The sequence below is a fragment of the Xanthomonas sp. BRIP62415 genome, assembly GCF_003993515.1.
GTDB classification, from domain to species: Bacteria; Pseudomonadota; Gammaproteobacteria; order Xanthomonadales; family Xanthomonadaceae; genus Xanthomonas; species Xanthomonas euroxanthea.
Genome location: NZ_QEZH01000032.1, coordinates 167,297 through 184,465 on the forward strand (window position 1 = coordinate 167,297; position 17,169 = coordinate 184,465).

The 17,169-nt window shown below is 66.9% G+C and carries 16 protein-coding genes; 8 read left to right on the forward strand and 8 right to left on the reverse strand.

What is annotated here, in order from left to right:
• The first annotated feature begins 446 nt into the window (after window positions 1-446).
• Window positions 447-959: a hypothetical protein gene (locus EO141_RS17915; protein WP_127169857.1), complete on the forward strand. Its 513-nt coding sequence runs from the start codon at window positions 447-449 to the stop codon at window positions 957-959.
• A gap of 316 nt (window positions 960-1,275) precedes the next feature.
• Here EO141_RS17915 and EO141_RS17920 read toward each other — a convergent pair whose 3' ends face one another.
• Complete coding sequence (locus EO141_RS17920; RefSeq protein ID WP_164739288.1) at window positions 1,276-3,393, reverse strand: methyl-accepting chemotaxis protein; 2,118 nt, start codon at window positions 3,391-3,393, stop codon at window positions 1,276-1,278.
• 182 nt (window positions 3,394-3,575) lie between these two features.
• Between EO141_RS17920 and hrpB the strand changes: the two genes are divergently transcribed.
• A complete protein-coding gene (hrpB, locus tag EO141_RS17925) occupies window positions 3,576-6,077 on the forward strand; it encodes an ATP-dependent helicase HrpB (RefSeq protein ID WP_127169858.1) in 2,502 nt (833 codons plus the stop codon).
• A gap of 301 nt (window positions 6,078-6,378) precedes the next feature.
• Window positions 6,379-6,810 (forward strand): hypothetical protein, encoded by a 432-nt coding sequence (locus tag EO141_RS17930; protein WP_104649576.1) that lies wholly within the window; start codon window positions 6,379-6,381, stop codon window positions 6,808-6,810.
• 401 nt (window positions 6,811-7,211) lie between these two features.
• Here the strand turns inward: EO141_RS17930 and EO141_RS17935 are convergent, their stop codons facing one another.
• Both EO141_RS17935 and EO141_RS17940 read right to left on the reverse strand, forming a co-directional pair.
• Window positions 7,212-7,784, reverse strand: a complete 573-nt coding sequence (locus EO141_RS17935) for a pseudouridine synthase (protein WP_119130213.1) — start codon at window positions 7,782-7,784, stop codon at window positions 7,212-7,214.
• A 328-nt stretch (window positions 7,785-8,112) separates the two neighbouring features.
• On the reverse strand, window positions 8,113-8,967 hold the full coding sequence (locus EO141_RS17940; RefSeq protein WP_053046057.1) for a class I SAM-dependent methyltransferase: 855 nt from the start codon (window positions 8,965-8,967) through the stop codon (window positions 8,113-8,115).
• Between the two features lie 230 nt (window positions 8,968-9,197).
• Here EO141_RS17940 and EO141_RS17945 point away from each other — a divergent pair, with 230 nt between their 5' ends.
• From EO141_RS17945 to EO141_RS17960, 4 genes are all read left to right on the forward strand, one after another.
• A complete protein-coding gene (locus tag EO141_RS17945; protein WP_104583922.1) occupies window positions 9,198-10,169 on the forward strand; it encodes an aldo/keto reductase in 972 nt (323 codons plus the stop codon).
• A gap of 119 nt (window positions 10,170-10,288) precedes the next feature.
• Complete coding sequence (locus EO141_RS17950; protein WP_126945230.1) at window positions 10,289-11,317, forward strand: NADP-dependent oxidoreductase; 1,029 nt, start codon at window positions 10,289-10,291, stop codon at window positions 11,315-11,317.
• Between the two features lie 69 nt (window positions 11,318-11,386).
• Window positions 11,387-12,190 carry a 2,5-didehydrogluconate reductase DkgB gene (gene dkgB / locus EO141_RS17955; protein ID WP_126941614.1) on the forward strand — a complete coding sequence of 268 codons (804 nt, stop codon included), beginning with the start codon at window positions 11,387-11,389 and terminating at the stop codon, window positions 12,188-12,190.
• Between the two features lie 146 nt (window positions 12,191-12,336).
• Entirely contained in the window at window positions 12,337-12,639 is a 303-nt protein-coding gene (locus EO141_RS17960; RefSeq protein WP_127169859.1) for a hypothetical protein, read from the forward strand.
• Window positions 12,640-12,709: 70 nt separating this feature from the next.
• On the opposite strand, the gene EO141_RS17965 is transcribed toward EO141_RS17960, so the two are convergent.
• Complete coding sequence (locus EO141_RS17965; RefSeq protein WP_164739289.1) at window positions 12,710-13,120, reverse strand: hypothetical protein; 411 nt, start codon at window positions 13,118-13,120, stop codon at window positions 12,710-12,712.
• 159 nt (window positions 13,121-13,279) lie between these two features.
• Between EO141_RS17965 and EO141_RS17970 the strand changes: the two genes are divergently transcribed.
• Window positions 13,280-14,146 carry a DUF2884 family protein gene (locus EO141_RS17970; protein WP_127169860.1) on the forward strand — a complete coding sequence of 289 codons (867 nt, stop codon included), beginning with the start codon at window positions 13,280-13,282 and terminating at the stop codon, window positions 14,144-14,146.
• A gap of 256 nt (window positions 14,147-14,402) precedes the next feature.
• On the opposite strand, the gene EO141_RS17975 is transcribed toward EO141_RS17970, so the two are convergent.
• The 4 genes from EO141_RS17975 to EO141_RS17990 all read right to left on the reverse strand — a co-directional run bounded on the left by EO141_RS17975 (window position 14,403) and on the right by EO141_RS17990 (window position 17,168).
• Window positions 14,403-15,104, reverse strand: coding sequence for an alpha/beta fold hydrolase (locus EO141_RS17975; RefSeq protein WP_127169861.1), 702 nt, complete (start codon window positions 15,102-15,104; stop codon window positions 14,403-14,405).
• 282 nt (window positions 15,105-15,386) lie between these two features.
• Window positions 15,387-15,815 carry an organic hydroperoxide resistance protein gene (locus EO141_RS17980; protein WP_104583929.1) on the reverse strand — a complete coding sequence of 143 codons (429 nt, stop codon included), beginning with the start codon at window positions 15,813-15,815 and terminating at the stop codon, window positions 15,387-15,389.
• Between the two features lie 104 nt (window positions 15,816-15,919).
• Window positions 15,920-16,381, reverse strand: coding sequence for a MarR family transcriptional regulator (locus EO141_RS17985; protein ID WP_104583930.1), 462 nt, complete (start codon window positions 16,379-16,381; stop codon window positions 15,920-15,922).
• A 106-nt stretch (window positions 16,382-16,487) separates the two neighbouring features.
• Window positions 16,488-17,168 carry a hypothetical protein gene (locus EO141_RS17990; RefSeq protein WP_232099183.1) on the reverse strand — a complete coding sequence of 227 codons (681 nt, stop codon included), beginning with the start codon at window positions 17,166-17,168 and terminating at the stop codon, window positions 16,488-16,490.
• Window position 17,169 lies beyond the last annotated feature (1 nt).

The following is a 17,169-nucleotide window of genomic DNA, read 5'->3' on the forward strand; positions in this document are numbered from 1 at the left end:
GCAGTTCTCGTGTATCTCGAAGTGGCTGGATGGTGTCGATGGATCGATCGTGGAGCGGTCGATCTGTTGCTTGGCTGCAGGGCCCTTGCCCGCCCACCATCGCAGGACACGCCGTGAATCCGTCCATGGAGGCTCTGGCGCGGCATCCATGCCGCTCAAGGTCCCGCTACGGTGGGCAGGCAAGGACCAAGCGAGATTGCAGGCAAAGTGCGCCTGCTCGCCGCGGCGCGTAACGCAAATCCAATGGCGCTGTCGATACGCTCGCGTTCAGCGCACACGGACGTGATCGGATGGAACCTGCAACACAGCACCGTCCGCGCGATCGGCAAGGCGAACCCGCCCTTGCTATCTTGTTGGTGCTCGCACTGCATGGTGTATTCGCGCTTTGGCTAAGCCGCATACCGCCGGTCGCTGTAACCGATCGCCAGCGCAGCAGCTCACCGCGCATGACGCTGGTGTTTTTACCGCGCCCGCTGCAAGCAGCCGGTCCACAGGCATCACCGCCCGGCATGATCACTCGGTCGCCATCGTCGCGACGTGTGGTAAATACAGCGAGCGCGGCGATGCCTCGCAGCACGCAAACACTGCCACAGGTGGACATGCGTCGATCAGCACGCTCATCAGACAGCCCCGTCGCTACATCTGGTAATACTTCGCAGTCGTTGAATCTTTCACTACCGGCCACCGTCGTCGATACGGCAACGCCCACACGCAATTTCATGCAACGCACCGCGCCGGTGGACTATCAGGCCACCCGCTTTGCTGGTGACTGGACGCCGGATGGTGGCGAGATTCAGCAGACCTGGGCCTTTCGTTCCAAGCTTGCCGGTGCCGCGCTATCGCTGACCGGCGCGCTGGAACGACCCTGCAACCAACGCGAGCGCGATCAGCGTTTGCGCAGATGCTTCGGAAAGCAGTACCAGGGCGATATGGATCCGCCAATCACGCGAGCGAAGTGACAGGACTGCAGAGTCTTCCCTAACCCAGATCCTTCCACGCCGTTGATCAGTGAGACCGGAAACGGCATCACTACCGTCTCCGGGCCACCTGCACTAAGGGCCACGTGGACTTTTGTTGGATTAGGCGAAACCGCTGAATGGCAAGGTCCAGGCATGATTATGTCGCACCTCAACAAGCCCTCATCAAAAACAGATACGCGCTTTTTTTATCATTCCGTACAAGCCTACGCACTGACGACTGCTGCTCTACGCACTTCGGCGCGAGGGGCCCGATCAGGAGCTCCCTCGCACCGACGGCAACCACGACATTCGTCGGTCACGCCGCAGCCGCCAGGCGCGGCCGGCGTGCATCCAGACGGAACACCGCTACCGCTTCGCTCAGTTCCACCGCCTGCTCTTGCATTGCACGTGCCGCGGCGGAGGCCTCTTCCACCAGTGCGGCATTGCGCTGGGTGGTTTCGTCCATGTCGTTGACCGTGCGGGCGACCTGCTCGATGCCGGACGACTGCTCGCGCGATGCCGCGGAAATTTCCGCGATCAAGGTGGTGACCTGCTGCACCGACTGCACGATCTGCTGCATCGTCTGCCCGGCCTGATCCACGCGCGCGCTGCCACGCTCCACGCTGTCCACCGAGGCATCGATCAGGTGCTTGATCTCCTTGGCCGCGCCGGCCGAACGCTGCGCCAGCGCGCGCACTTCCGAGGCGACCACGGCGAAACCACGGCCCTGTTCGCCCGCCCGTGCGGCTTCCACCGCCGCGTTCAAGGCCAGGATGTTGGTCTGGAACGCGATGCCGTCGATGACGCTGATGATCTCGGCGATCTTCTTCGACGAGACCTCGATCTCGCCCATGGTGTCGACCACGCTGGCCACCATCTCGCCGCCGCGGCCGGCGATCTCCGCGGCCGCCTGCGCGCCGCGGCTTGCCTGCTGCGCGGTGTCGGCGTTCTGGCGCACGGTGGAGGTGAGCTCTTCCATCGAGGCAGCGGTTTCTTCCAGGTTGGCAGCCTGCTGTTCGGTGCGCTGGGCCAGGTCGTTGTTGCCGGCGGCAATCTCTGCCGAGGCGGTGCGAATGGTCTGCGCGGCCACAGTGATGTCGCCGACGATATCGGTCAGGCGCTGCACGGTGGCATTGGCATCGTCGCGCATGCGTGCAAACACGCCTTGCTGGTTGCCGTGCATGCGCGCGGTCAGGTCGCCATCGGCGATCGCCTTGAGCAGCTGCGACAACTCGGCCAGATTCTGGTCCACGTTCTGCATCAGGCCGTTGACGCCGTTGACCATGGCGCGGAATTCGAACTGGTAGGCCTCGGCATTGCCACGCGTGGCGAAGTCGCCGGCCGCAGCCGCGTCGACCAGGCCACGGATTTCGCCATTGATCGCCGCCAGGTTGCGCTTGGTGGTGTCCATCGCCTCGGTGATCTGCGCTTTCTCGCCCGGCAGGCGCGGCATGTCCACCGACATGTCGCCGACCGCGTAATGCTGCATCACCTGCAGCATGTCGCCGATCAGACCGACCTGCGCGCCGATCAAGCCATTGGTGTCGTCGACCATGCGGCCGTATGCGCCCGGGAAGGCCTGCGCGTCCATGCGGTAACTCATCTGCCCGGCTTCGTGGCGCTGTGCCATGTCGGCCTGCGCGGTGGAGACGTCGGTAAGCGTGTTGACCACCTGGCCCATGGCCTGGCCGAGCAGACCGATTTCATCGCGCGTGCTGACCGCCGCACGCGCCGACAGATCGCCGGCCGCCACCTGGCGTGCCGCACGCGCGACGTTTTCGATCGGGCGCACGATCGAGCGACGGATCCACCAGCCCAGCACTGCCACCAGGCACAGCGCCGCGGCGATCGTGGCCACCGCCGACAGCACCAGCTTGTGCTGCGCCGATTGCGAACTGGCCAGCACCGCCGCATCGGCCAGGGTCTTGCAGCGCTTCACCAGTTCTTCGAGGGTGTGGCTGGGCGAGCGGTCCTGGCCCTTGACCAGCTGGTCGCCCACCTGGGTGTCGTAGCCGGCCTCGGCAAACTTGCCCAGCGCCGCTTCGTAGTTGCGCTGCAGACCCAGATGCGCCTTGGCAAAGTCCTGCGCCAGCGTCCGCACCTGCGGGTCCCGGGTGGCCTTGGCCAGCGCCTCGGTGCCTGCCTGCACCTTCCTGCCCTGCTCGCGGAAGGCGCCCAGGTGCTTGTCCAGCTGCGCCGGGTCGCGCCCGCGGATCAGGACGTTCTTCCACTCCTGCACCTGCAGGCGGAAGTCGCGGGTGATCTCCTCGCTGCTGGAGGCCTGTGCCACCTCCGGCGGTACCTTGCCCGACAGGCTCAGCCACGCCGTGCCCAAACCACCGAGGGCACACAGCAGGATGACCGACAGACCCAGCGCGAGCGCGCCGAGCAGCTTGCTTTGCAGGCTGACGAATTTCGGTGTGGCAACAGACATGGGGCATCCAGAGTGGGAATTGCACCGGTTATCGACAGGTGTATTACCGATCTGAAGCAGTGCCAGGCGCCAGAATCTGCCTTGAATGCCCAAAGAGGTGAGCACTTCCGGATTCCCCGACAGGCTTCACCCGTCCGCCCGACCATCGCGCCATCTGTGGCGGCCCCGTATCCTTCCCGCGCATGACCGAGCCTGCTTTTCCGATCTCCCCCCTGCTGCCGCAGCTGTGCGACAGCCTGGCCGCCCATCCGCGGCTGGTGCTGGAAGCCCCTCCCGGCGCCGGCAAGACCACCCAGGTGCCGCTGGCCTTGCTGGACGCGCCATGGCTGGCCGGTCGCAAGATCGTGATGCTCGAACCGCGCCGCGTGGCCGCCCGCAGCGCCGCCGTGTTCATGGCGCGCCAGCTGGGCGAGCCGGTCGGCGAGAGCGTGGGCTACCGCATCCGCTTCGAGAACAAGACCTCCGCACGCACCCGCATCGAGGTCGTCACCGAGGGCATCCTGACCCGCATGATCCAGGACGACCCGATGCTGGAGCACGTCGGCGCGCTGCTGTTCGACGAATTCCACGAACGCCATCTGGCCGGCGACCTCGGCCTGGCGCTGGCGCTGGACGTGCAGGCGCAGGTGCGCGAAGACCTGCGCATCGTGGCGATGTCGGCCACGCTCGATGGCGAGCGCCTGGCCGGCTTTCTCGACGCGCCGCGCCTGAGCAGCGCCGGGCGCAGCTTCCCGGTGGAGGTCGCGCACTTCCCCGCGCGCCGCGACGAAGCGCTGGAGCCGCAGACCCGACGCGCGGTGGAACACGCCCTGGCCGCCCATCCGGGCGATGTGCTGGTGTTCCTGCCCGGCCAACGCGAGATCGCACGCGTGCACGGCGCCCTGCAGGACGTGCTGGACCCGGCGGTGCAGGTGCTGCCGCTGCACGGCGAGCTGTCGGTCGAGGCGCAAAGCCAGGTCCTGCAACCCGACCCGTCAGGGCGCCGCCGCGTGGTGCTGGCGACCAACGTCGCCGAGTCCTCGGTGACCCTGCCCGGCGTGCGCGTGGTCATCGACAGCGGGCTGGCGCGCGAGCCGCACTACGACCCCAACAGCGGTTTCTCGCGGCTGGACATCACCACCATTGCGCAGGCCTCGGCCGACCAGCGCGCCGGCCGCGCCGGGCGCGTGGCCAGCGGCTGGGCGTACCGGCTGTGGCCGCAGTCGCAACGGCTGGAACCGCAGCGGCGCGCGGAGATCACCCAGGTGGAACTGGCGGGCCTGGCGCTGGAGCTCGCCGCCTGGGGCAGCGCCGCGCTGCGTTTCGTCGATGCACCGCCGGCCGGCGCGCTGGCCGCCGCGCACGAGTTGCTGCAGCGGCTGGGCGCACTCACCGGCAGCGGCGGCATCACCGCGCTGGGCCGGCGCATGCTCGCGCTGGGCACCCATCCGCGCCTGGCCGCGATGCTGGTGCAGGCCGGCGATGCGACCCGCGTGGCGCTGGCCTGCGACCTGGCCGCCTTGCTGGAAGCACGCGACCCGCTGCGTCAGGGCGGCGATGGGCTGGCCGCGCGCTGGCGTGCACTGGCTGCCTTCCGGCAGGGCCGCAGCGCGCACGATGCCAACCGCGGCGGCCTCGCCGCGATCGACAGCGCCGCCAAGCAATGGCGACGCCGGCTGCGCTGCGACAGCGCCCCGCCTGCCAGCGTGGAGGCCCATGCACTGGGCGACCTGCTCTCGCACGCCTTCCCCGACCGCATTGCCGCGCGCCACCCCAACGACCCGCTGCGCTACCTGCTCGCCAACGGCCGCAGCGCGCGCCTGTTCGACCACAGCGACCTGCGCGGCGAGCCGTGGCTGGTCGCCAGCGAACTGCGTTACGAAGCCAAGGACGCGCTGCTGCTACGCGCCGCGCCGGTGGATGAAGGCTACCTGCGCCGCAGCGTGCCAGAGCGCTTCGTGCAGCAGGACCTGGTGCAATGGGATGCGGACAAGCGCGCCCTGGTCGCGCGCCGGCAATCCAGCTTCGACCGCATCGTGCTCGACAGCCGCCCGGCCGGCCGCGTCGATCCGGCGCAAGCCGCCGGCGCCCTGACCGAAGCTGTGCGTCAGCTGGGCCTGGATGCCTTGCCCTGGACCGACGACCTGCGCCAATGGCGTGCACGCCTGCAATCGTTGCGCGCCTGGATGCCCGAGCTGGCGCTGCCCGATCTGTCCGATAAGGCGCTGCTGGACACGCTGGACACCTGGCTGCGCCCGGCCTTCGCCGGCAAGACCCGCCTGGATGCGCTGGACGACGCCACGCTGGGCGAAGCGCTCAAGGCCGCCCTGCCGTGGGACCGCCGCCAGTTGATCGACCGCCACGCGCCCAACCGCATCAGCGTGCCCTCGGGCATGGAGCGGCAGATCGTCTACGCCCTCGACCACGCCGGGCAGCCGTTGCCGCCGGTGCTGGCGGTCAAGTTGCAGGAACTGTTCGGCCTTGCCGAAACCCCGCGCATTGCCGACGGCCGCATCCCGCTGACCCTGCATCTGCTCTCGCCCGGCGGGCGCCCGTTGCAGGTTACCCAGGATCTGAAGAGCTTCTGGGTCACGACCTATCCGGATGTCAGGAAGGAGATGAAGGGGCGGTATCCCAGACATCCGTGGCCCGACGATCCTTGGACTGCGACTGCAACCCATAGAGCAAAACCACGTGGCACTTGAGGCCCCTCTCCCCGCGGGAGAGGGACTGGGGTGAGGGTACGAGCGAAGCCACCTGCGGTGGAACAACGCGAGGGCTTCGCCCGTACCCGCATCCGCCCTTCGGGCACCTTCTCCCGGTGGGAGAAGGGAAGCGACGCGCATGCGCATCGCTCTGTTATTTACCGCTACTCAGACGCCCGCGCCCAATGCGCCCCACCGCATTACTTAACCGCAAGCCAAACAAGCTCCACCACCGCTAACACGGTCTATACGCATCAGCCCACACACTGCGGCCCACGTACTCAGAAAGGAAACGCCTCCAATGAGCAAGCTGACTGTGATCACCGAACGCGCCCTGGAGCGTGCCCTGGAACTGGCTGGCAATGCTGGCGACCACCTGCGTCACGCCGCATCCAATGCCGGTGATCAGGCCCGTCATGCAGGCAGCAGCCTGCGTCATTTCGGCCCGGGCGCCAGCGAATGGTTGAAGACCGGCGCAGCACTGGGTGCCGTGCGGACCGGCGGCAAGGTCGTTGGCAAAGTGGTCAAGCGCAACCCGGCCGTCACCGTGGCTGCTGCCGTCGCCGGCCTGGGCCTGATCGGTTATGCCGTGTATCGCAAGCGCCAGCGTGACCAGCAGCTCCCCGGCGGCAACGTGCACCGCCTGGATCGCGAAAACGCCAGCAACGCCAGCGCACGTCGCGCGGCCTACCAGCGCCGCGGCGCAGTGACGCCGAGCGACGGCATCGAATAAGCCGTCCTTCCAGGCACAAACAAAAACGCCACGGCCCTGCGCCGTGGCGTTTTTGTTTGTGGATGCCATCGGCACAACCACCTCGCTAAGTCATCGACACCCACTCGCGCGGTCGAGGAATGCGGCACACCATGTGCGGGTCCAGACCATCACCGACCACGTGGGTCGCATTGCCTGTCCACACCCGCGCCCCTCTCAGCAAGCATGTCCTGAAGCACTGCAGGTCGAGGCATCGTTGGAATGGATCGGCCATCCAGACACACGCAACCGTTGCATCCTTCCTGCGTTGCCAATCCAGCGGGTAATGCTGCATGGGCGGTGCAGTAAAGCGACCGGTGTACTGAATGCATCAACTCAGCGTCGCGTGCGGTGAAGCTACCGCGGTACCGGATGCACCAGGCTCAGCGTCGCGTCCTGCCCGGCCGCGCCGCATGCGGCTGTTCGACGCGCCATTGGCCGGGCGCAAGCGCATCCAGTCTCCAGTCGCCGATCGCCACGCGGATCAGACGCAGGGTCGGAAGGCCGACCGAGGCGGTCATGCGCCGCACCTGGCGATTGCGGCCTTCGGTGATCTGCAGTTCCAGCCAGGCATCGGGCACGGTCTTGCGGGCCCGCACCGGCGGATCGCGGGGCCAGAGGTCCGGTGCCGGGTCGAGCCTGCGCACCTTGGCCGGACGGGTCGGGCCGTCGTTGAGCAGCACGCCATCGCGCAAGGCCTGCAGGTGCGCAGGCGCCGGGTCGCCTTCCACCTGCACCCAATAGGTCTTGGGTTGCTTGTGGCGCGGGTCGGTCAGGCGATGCGCCAATGCGCCATCGTCGGTCAGCAACAACAAGCCTTCGCTGTCGTGATCCAGACGGCCCGCCGCGTACACATCGGCCGGCAGGCCGAATTCGGCCAGCGTGCGTTTGGGCGGCTGCGAGCGGTCGCTGAATTGCGACAGCACGCCATAGGGTTTGTTCAACAACACCAACATGCCAGTCCTGTTGCGCAAGAGCGTTGCATGCCACGCGCGTGGCGCGGGGGTCGTGCACCGGGTTGAAGAAGTCGCGCCGCGCGCGACGCCGAGGCGCTGCACCTGCCTGCAACGGCGGTGAACGCTGATGCAGCGAGCACCGCGACGCTGGCGCTGCTGCAAGCATTGGCCTGCTGCGGGCGACCACCGCTGACCGCGCTATCTGTACGGCTGTGCGCCTGGCAGCGCCGTCATCGCATGGCGCACGTCATTCCAGCAGCGACGCACCGCGACGGACCGCCAGAGACCTGCACGCCGACGCGCAATGCGTCGGCATGCAGGCAAAGCCTCACTGCTTGACGAACTTCAGGGTCATGCGGTCGCTCTCGCCGATCGCCTTGTACTTGGCATCGTCGGCCTTGTCGTGGCTGTTGCTCGGCGGCAAGGTCCACACGCCACCGGGATAGTCCTTGGTGTCGCGCGGATTGGCGTTGACCTCGCTCTTGCCGGCCAGCTTGAACCCGGCCGCTTCGGCCATCGCAATCAACTGCGCCTGGCCGACATAGCCGCTCTTGTCGTCGGCCGGCACGTCGGCCTTGGCACGGTGCTCGACCACGCCAAGCACACCGCCGGGCTTGAGCACCTTGTAGAAGCCGGCAAACATCGCCTCGGCATTGCCGGCCATGCGCCAGTTGTGCACGTTGCGGAAGGTCAGCACCAGATCGGCCGAATTGTCCACGCCGAACGAGGGCGTCTTGGGCACATAGGAGACGAACGACGGCTTGCCGTACACCTGCGGCTTGGCGGCGAACTTCTTCTCCAGCTCGTCGCGCCCGCGCTGTGCCGAATCGCGGCCACGGCCTTCCGGCACCGCCGCCGGGTCGACCACTGCCGCCACGTACTTGCCCTTGTCGCGCAGGTACGGCGCCAGGATCTCCGAGTACCAACCGCCGCCCGGCGTGATTTCGATGACGGTCTGGGTCGGCTTGATGCCGAAGAACGCCAGCGTCTGGCCCGGATGACGGTAGACATCGCGCTGTACGTAGACACGATCGCGCCAGTTGCCGTCGATGGCTTTCTGCAGCGCCGCGTCGGGCGCCGGCAGGCTGGCGCTATCGGCCGGTTTCATTGCCATTGCCAGTGGCGCGCTCATCGCCACTGCCATCCCCACCACACATGCACACACCAGCTTGTTGCGGATCATCGCAGCGCCCTTTGCGGGAAAAAGTAGCGCGAGCCTAGCATGCGGCCGGAAGCCTGCCATGTGCATGGATCAAGGCGCCGCATGACGCGCCGCACCAGGCGGGAAGCGACATGTTCAAATGATGTGAGTCGATGAGGGCGATCGGCGGAACGCAGAATCCACGCAGGTGTCACACGCAACATCGACACGCATGACTATGCTGTCGGCAGTTCGAATCAGGAGCATCCGTGATGACCCATTCCCGCGCGTTAGGCCGCTCCGGCCTGCAGGTTCAACCGATTGTCTTCGGTGGCAATGTGTTTGGCTGGAGCGCCGACGAGGCGACCTCGTTTGCGTTGCTCGATGCCTTCGTCGATGCCGGTTTCAATCTGGTCGACACCGCCGATGCGTACTCCGGCTGGGTGCCGGGCAACCGCGGTGGCGAGTCGGAAACCATCATCGGGCGCTGGCTCGCACGCAGCGGCAAACGCGACAAGGTATTGATCGCCACCAAGGTGGCCAAGTGGAGCGAGCATCCGGGCCTGTCGCCGGAGAATATCGCCGCTGCCGTGGACGATTCGCTGCGCCGTCTGCAGACCGATGTGATCGATCTGTACCAGGCGCACGAAGACGACGCATCGATTCCGCTGGAAGCCACGCTGGCCGCGTTCGGCCGCTTGATCGAGCAGGGCAAGGTGCGCGCGATCGGTGCGTCCAACTACAGCGCCGCCCGCCTGCGCGACGCCCTGGATGTTTCCGAGCAGTACAAGCTGCCGCGTTACGAAAGCCTGCAACCGGAATACAACCTCTACGACCGCGCCGGCTATGAAGCCGAGCTGGAGCCGCTGGTGCGCGAGCGCGAGCTCGGGGTGATCAGTTACTACTCGCTGGCCAGCGGCTTTCTGACCGGCAAATACCGCAGCGCCGACGACGCCGGCAAGAGCAGCGCGCGTGGCGCCTCGGTAGTCAAGCAATACGTCAATCCGCGCGGCCTGCGCATCCTGCAGGCGCTGGACGATCTGGCGGCCACCCACACTGCGACGCCGGCCCAGATCGCACTGGCCTGGCTGATCGCGCGTCCGGGCCTGACCGCACCGATCGTCAGTGCCACCAGCGTGACCCAGTTGCACGATGTGCTGGCCGCTGCACAGCTGTCGCTGAGCGCCGATCAGATTGCACAGCTCGATGCCGCAAGCGCCCCCGAGCCGGCCGACGCGGCCTGACGCATCGGTTTGCAGCACGCGCGCATCGCAGCGACGGACACACGTCTTCCCGCGTGCAGCCGCCAGCGCGGCTGTGCCTTCCGGCCGCGTACGCGCGGCCCTTTCCGCAAGGAATCCCCATGACATCGATCACCAACCGCCGCATCGTGCTGGCCTCGCGCCCGCACGGCGAGCCGAGCGCCGACAATTTCCGCATTGAAGAGGTTGCCCTGCCGCCCACCGGGCACGAACAGATCCTGGTGCGCAACCGCTTCCTGTCGCTGGACCCGTACATGCGCGGACGCATGGACGACGGCCCGTCCTACGCCGCACCGGTGGAGATCGACGCAGTGATGGAAGGCGGCACCGTCGGCGAGGTGCTCGAATCGCACCATGCCGGCTATCAGCCCGGCGACCTGCTGGTGCTGCCCGGCGGTTGGCAGAGCCATAGCCTGCTCACGCCCACCACACCACTGCGCAAGCTGCCCAAGGACGATGCCCTGCCGCCCAGCACCGCGCTGGGCGTGTACGGCATGCCCGGCTTCACCGCCTACGCCGGCCTGCACGAAATCGGCAAGCCGCAGGCCGGCGAAACCCTGGTGGTGGCGGCGGCCAGCGGGCCGGTCGGCGCCACCGTGGCCCAGCTGGCGCGCCTGCAGGGCTTGCGCGTGGTGGCCATTGCCGGTGGCGAGGAAAAGGTGCGGTACCTGCGCGAGGTGCTGCGCGTGGACGTGGCACTGGACCACCGCGCCGACGACTTCGCCGAGCAGCTGCGCGCGGCCACCCCGGACGGGATCGACGTCTACTTCGAGAATGTCGGCGGCAAGGTCTTCGACGCGGTACTGCCGCAATTGAACGACTTCGCACGCATCCCGGTCTGCGGCGTGATCGCCACCTACAACAGCCGCGGCCAGGCCTCGCCGGGGCCGGATCGCCTGCCGGAGTTCATGGGCCAGGTGCTGCGCAAGCGGCTGACCGTGCGCGGCTTCATCCAGCACGATTTCATCCGCCTGATGCCCGCCTTCCTGCGCGAGATGGGCCAGTGGCTGCGCGAGGGCCAGATCCAGTACCGCGAACACGTCCTGCACGGCCTGGACAGCGCCCCGCAGGGCCTGATCAGCCTGCTGCGCGGCGAGAACTTCGGCAAGGCCGTCGTTGCCCTCGACTAGCTCGACTCGCAGCGCCGGATACGCTCCCCGCTTTTACGATTCCCCATTCCCGATTACCAAAGGAACACAATGACAGTCCCCGCATTCGGCCTCGGCACCTTTCGCCTCAAGGACCAGGTCGTCATCGACTCGGTGCGCAACGCACTGGCGTTGGGTTACCGCGCCATCGATACCGCGCAGATCTACGACAACGAAGAGCAGGTTGGCCAGGCCATCGCCGCCTCCGGGCTGCCGCGCGACCAGCTGTACCTGACCACCAAGATCTGGGTCGACAAGTTCGAACGCAGCGCCTTGCTGCCCAGCCTGCAGGACAGCCTGCGCAAACTGGGCACCGACCATGTCGATCTGACCCTGATCCACTGGCCTTCGCCGAAGGATCAGGTGCCGATGCGCGAATATCTGGAAGCCTTGAGCCAGGCTCGGCAGCAGGGCCTGACCCGTGCAATCGGTGTGTCCAACTTCACCATCGCGCTGATCAGGCAGGCCATCGAGATCCTGGGCGCCGATGCCATCGCCACCAATCAGATCGAAGTGCATCCCTACCTGCAGAACCGCACCCTGATCGCGTTCTTGCGCGAGCAGGGCATCCATGTCACCTCGTACATGACGCTGGCCGTGGGCGAGGTGCTGAAGGATCCGGTGATCCAGGCAATCGCTGCGCGCCACGACGCCACTGCGGCGCAGGTCACGCTGGCCTGGGCCTTGCAGCAGGGGTATTCGGTGATTCCGTCCTCGACCAAGCGCGACAATCTCGAAAGCAATCTCAAGGCGCAAACGCTGCGGTTGAGCGAGCAGGACATGACCGAGATCGCCGCCCTGGACCGCGGCCAGCGCCTGGCCAATCCGAAGGCGATCGCACCCGACTGGGATTGAGGTCCCGGCGGTGCCACGGATCGGCGCTGTCCGGTCCGTGGCACCGCCACCGCGGCGACCGCTCGTCGTCGCGTGCTGGTTGCACACGGCAGGCGCTGCTACGGTGCCAGGCACAGGGGGGTAGCCTCGGCAACGGAGTCCTACCCATGCACAGCGCATCCGTCTTGACCCGCCGCACCGTCAATCTCGATACAGAGATCGCCTACTGGCGCAATGTCCACGCCGAAGGCCACCTGGGTGGCTACGCCTTTGCCGATTACGCCCGGTTACTGACGCTCGGCTACGACATCTATCTGGCCTATCCGCGCGCGACCGAAGCGCAGCTGTACCGCGTGCTGCAGGACGGCTATTACCACTATCGACCGATGCTGTCGGTGCCCTGGGACCAGGCGCGCTGGATCGTGCGGCATGCCTGGCGCCATCTGGAAGAAGCCGTCGTCCGGCATTGAAGCGAGCGTCCTGACCTAACGCGACCACTGCGGCCACTGCGCAGCCCGTGCGGCCGCGCAGCGTTTCAGCTCACTGCCCCAGCGCCATCGCCTGGCGATCGATGCGGTGCTTGTCGGCCAGTGCCTGCATGCCCTGCAGCGTGGCGGCGATCAGGCTGGCATAACGCAGGCGCCACAGCGTGGCGCGGGCATTGTCGTCGTGGGTATTGCCCAGGCCATCGAGCACCTGCGGCAGACGGCGGTCGGCCAGTGCGGAGGCGGCCAGGTACGGCTTTTCCGGTGCAATCACGTCCACCGGCGCGCGCCAGTCGTTGGCAACCTGCTGGGAAATGCCGGCCAGGTGCGAGAGCTGGTGCATGCCGATCAGCGTTTCGTGCAGCATCTCGCGGCACGCCCACTGCCAGAGCGCCACCTTCTCCGATGGGTCCTTGGCAATCTCGGTGAGTGCCAGATCAACCTTGTCGATGCGTGAGTCGCGCATTGCTGAGCTCCGATGCTGCTGTGCAACATAATTCACACCATACACCGTGAGTATCGAGTGAGCCAAACGTTTGAAAGATGTCGGCGCGCCAATGCTCGACCCCGCTCACGCGGTGCGCATTGGCCCCGGCCGCCGCCGCGGCACCCTGACTTCCTGCCCATGGCAAGGCGCGCAGCCGCACGCCATGCTGCCGCATCCCCGCTCCCAGGCATCGTCATGCGCTTGCCCACCGTCCTGGCCCCGCTCCTGCTGCTGGCGGCCTGTAGCGCACAGGCCACAGCCGCCAGGCCGCAGGTGTCCGCCAAGCAGTGCGATGTCAGGACCTCCTACGACGTGCTGGCCGACAGCGGCGGCATCTGGCTGCGTCGCAAGCAAGGCATACCGCGCGAGATTTTCTTCCACGGTGGCGAGCTCAACATCGACCGCCAGCCACAACCGGTCAGCGCTGCCGATGCGCAACGCCTGCGCGACCTCGAACAAGGTGCCCGCGCCTTGATGCCGGCCGTGACCGCCATTGCCCGCTCGGTGGTCGACATCAGCTTCGACGCACTGGCCGGGGTGGTGCAGATGCTCACCGACAGTAGGCGCCAGGAGCGCAAGGTCGAGCGCCTGCGCGGCACCGCGCTTGCGCAGGTCGATGCCACGCTGGGGCGTGGGCGCTGGGAACAGGCACTGTTCGACGAACGGTTCGAAGCCAGTGTCGAACGCGCTGCCGACGACCTGGCCGGCAGCCTGACCCGCAGCGTCATGTGGACGGTGATGACCGGACGCACTGCGCAGCTGGAGCAGCGCGGCGAACAACTGGACGCACGCATGGAGCAGCAGATGCAGGCACGCAGTCAGGCGCTGGAAGCGCAGGCACGGACGCTGTGCACGCAGGCGCAGGCACTGTATGGGCTGCAGCAGGCGCTGGAATATCGCTTCCAGGGCGAGCGGCTGCAGATGCTGGAACTCGACACGCACCGGCAGAACGACCAATCCGATCTACCGGCGTCCAACAGCGTCGTGGTGACGGCGGCGCACTGACAGCGGCGATGCAGTGCAGGCGGCATGGGCGTACCTGCAAATCGGTTCTCGCAGCACACTGACTCGCGTCGGCTGTCCGGTTGCGGTGAGTGCGCACGACATGGTGCGCGCATGCATCACGTGTCAGCCAACGGCGCGTTGATGGTCTTGCCAGAACCGCTGGTCTGGAGCTGGCTCATTCCGCGCTGGTTGATACCCTCTGCCGCAGGGCGGTCGCACGGCCACAGGCGTGGTTGCGTCAGCTCGGCTGCCGCAGTCAGGTGAGCAACCAGTGGCGCAGCGCATCCGATACCGCCTGCGGCTGCTCCAGTGGCGACAGATGCCCGCAGGCAGGCACCGTTACCAGTCGCGCGTGTGCTGCCAGTGCGGCCATTTCCTCGTGCAATGCAGGCGGAGTGATCGCATCGTCCTGACCGCACAGCACCAGCAGCGGGCCGGCATAGGCGCGCAGCAGTGCGCGGCCGTCCTCCCGCTCCAGCCGGTTCTGCCGCAGGAATACCTCCACGCCCAGACGCTGGGTCATGCCACGCACCCGTTCCAGCAAGGCCTCGTCGTGCCAGCGCGAGGGGTGCACATAGTGCCGCAGCAGCCGTTCGCCGAATCCGTGGAAGGCACTGGCGCCACGCACGCTCGCTTCCTGCGCACGCCGTTGTGCCGCGCGCTCGGGCGAATCGGCACGTGCAGAGGTATCCAGCAACGCCAGCCGCTCGACGCGCTCAGGGGCGATACGCAGGATGTCCTGCGCGACGTAGCCACCCAGCGAAAACCCCGCCAATGCAAAGCGCGGCGGCATCTGCGCCAGCAGCTGCGTTGCCAGCGTGCGCATGCTCTCGCCCCGGGTGAGGTCGCCGACCACGCAGTCGGCAACGTCGGCCAGTACCACGCGCTGGGCGTGCCACAACTGCGCATCGTTGAGCAGACCGGGAAGCAGCAACAAGGTGGGACGCGTCGCGCTCATGCGCAGCAGCGTCCGATCAAGGGCGCAGAAACAGGCACTGTCATCGCAACAGTGTGCCGCGCGGCGATGCACATCACCAGCACATGCATGCGCATCCAGATGCGCGTCGCATCGACCGCTATGGCGTCTCGTCCCGCGGGCGTGCCAGGTTGCGCTGTCGGCGACGCCGGTTGCCGGTGGTTCTGCGCAGCTGCGCTGCGCTGCTGCAACAAAACGGCCCGACGCATGCGCCGGGCCGTTTCTGGCGCCACCCCATGGTGCGGGTGGCGATGCTGGCGTGGATCAGGCCAGGGTCAGGGTGACGTCGATGTTGCCGCGGGTCGCGTTGGAGTACGGGCAGACCTGGTGGGCCTTGTCGACCAGCGCCTGCAGTTCGGCCTGATCCATGCCCGGCACTGCGATGCGCAGTTCCACGGCAATGCCGAAGCCGCCCGGAATCTGGCCGATGCCGACGCTGCTGTCGATGCTCACTTCGCCCGGCAGCTTGAGCTTGTCCTGGGCCGCGACAGCCTTCATCGCGCCGATGAAGCAGGCAGCGTAGCCGGCAGCGAACAGCTGCTCCGGGTTGGTGCCATCGCCGCCGGCACCGCCCAGCTCGCGCGGGGTGGACAGCTTGGCGTCCAGGGCCTTGTCGGAAGACACGGCGCGGCCTTCGCGGCCACCGGTGGCAGTGGCGTGGGCGGTGTAGAGGACTTTTTCAAGTACAGCCATGGTGGTTCTCCAGGTGAGCGCTGTCAGCGCGTGATGTGAATGAATAGTTGGCGATTGAATCGTGTGCGACATGTTGCATGGTACGTAGGCACTGCTGGCTCGCCTTACCCCGCGCCGAGGTTGGAGCGTAATGTCTCCAGCTGCTGCTTGAGGTGACGCAATTCCTCCAGGGAGCACGCCGAGGCACAGAAGACCTGCTCGGGTACTGCGCCGGCCTTGGCGCGCAGCGCGCGGCCGCTATCGGTCAGCGCGATGATCACCTGACGCTCGTCGCTGGCAGCGCGCGTGCGGGTGACCAGTCCGGCGGCCTGCAGCCGCTTGAGCAGCGGGGTCAGCGTGGCCGAGTCCAGGAACAGGCGCTCGCCGATCTCCGACACGCTGCGGCCGTCGGTTTCCCACAGCACCAGCAGCACCAGATATTGCGGATAGGTCAGGTCCAGCGTCTTGAGCAGCCCGCGGTAGAGCTTGTGCATCGCCAGGTTGGCCGAATACAGCGCAAAGCACAGCTGGTTGTCGAGCTGTAGCAGCGCGTCGGTCCGGGCGGTGGGGGCTGTGGCGGTGTCCATGGCTGCAATCTACATCGCACGCTATTTAATAGCAAGCGATTTCCGGTGTGCCGTTGTCGCGGGTAAGCGGCTGCGCCACTGCCACACCACCGCCCTGAGCCACGGCTCAGGTGAACTGGATGAAGAAATGCCCCGCCGCAGCGCCGTCGCCCAGCTTCCTGGCACGCTGGTCTGCAAACAGATAACCGGTGCCATCACCGAACAGGCCGGCGTAGCCGGGATCGACGCGGCGTAATTGCGACTCTACAAACTGGGCAAGGAAGTAGTAGCGCGGGCTCGTATGGATGGGATCGTGCACCCAGCACGGTCGCCCAAGTTGCTTGCTCATGCCTGCGCCGTTGTCGTCGTCTTCCAGTTCTTCGGCCATGTCGTCGTCATTGAATGGCTGCAGACCGATCCAATGACGCCCGAGCAACAACGCACCGTCACCGACGCACACCTCCTGCGCGGCACGTCGATGCAGCAGCACCTTGCTGTGGCCCAGTGCGAGCTTGTCGCATTCACCTTGCTGATTGACGGTAAGCCTGCGGAGCGACGATCGGCTGCGACCGCCGCCAGGTCGTTCGATTGAGGCGAAGACGGTCAGCGCCATCTCCTCGGGCAGATACGGCGTGGGCAGGAACGACCCGGTAAGCATGACGATGGGCAGCATCGGCTGTCCGGTCGCTGGATCCGTTGGCCATTGCGCGGCATCGTGCAACCAGGCACCGCCGCCGAACTGGCCCAGGCCGCGGTCTTCGTCGGCAACGACGATCTTGTGGAGTCCGGGGCCGGGGCGCGCCTGCATG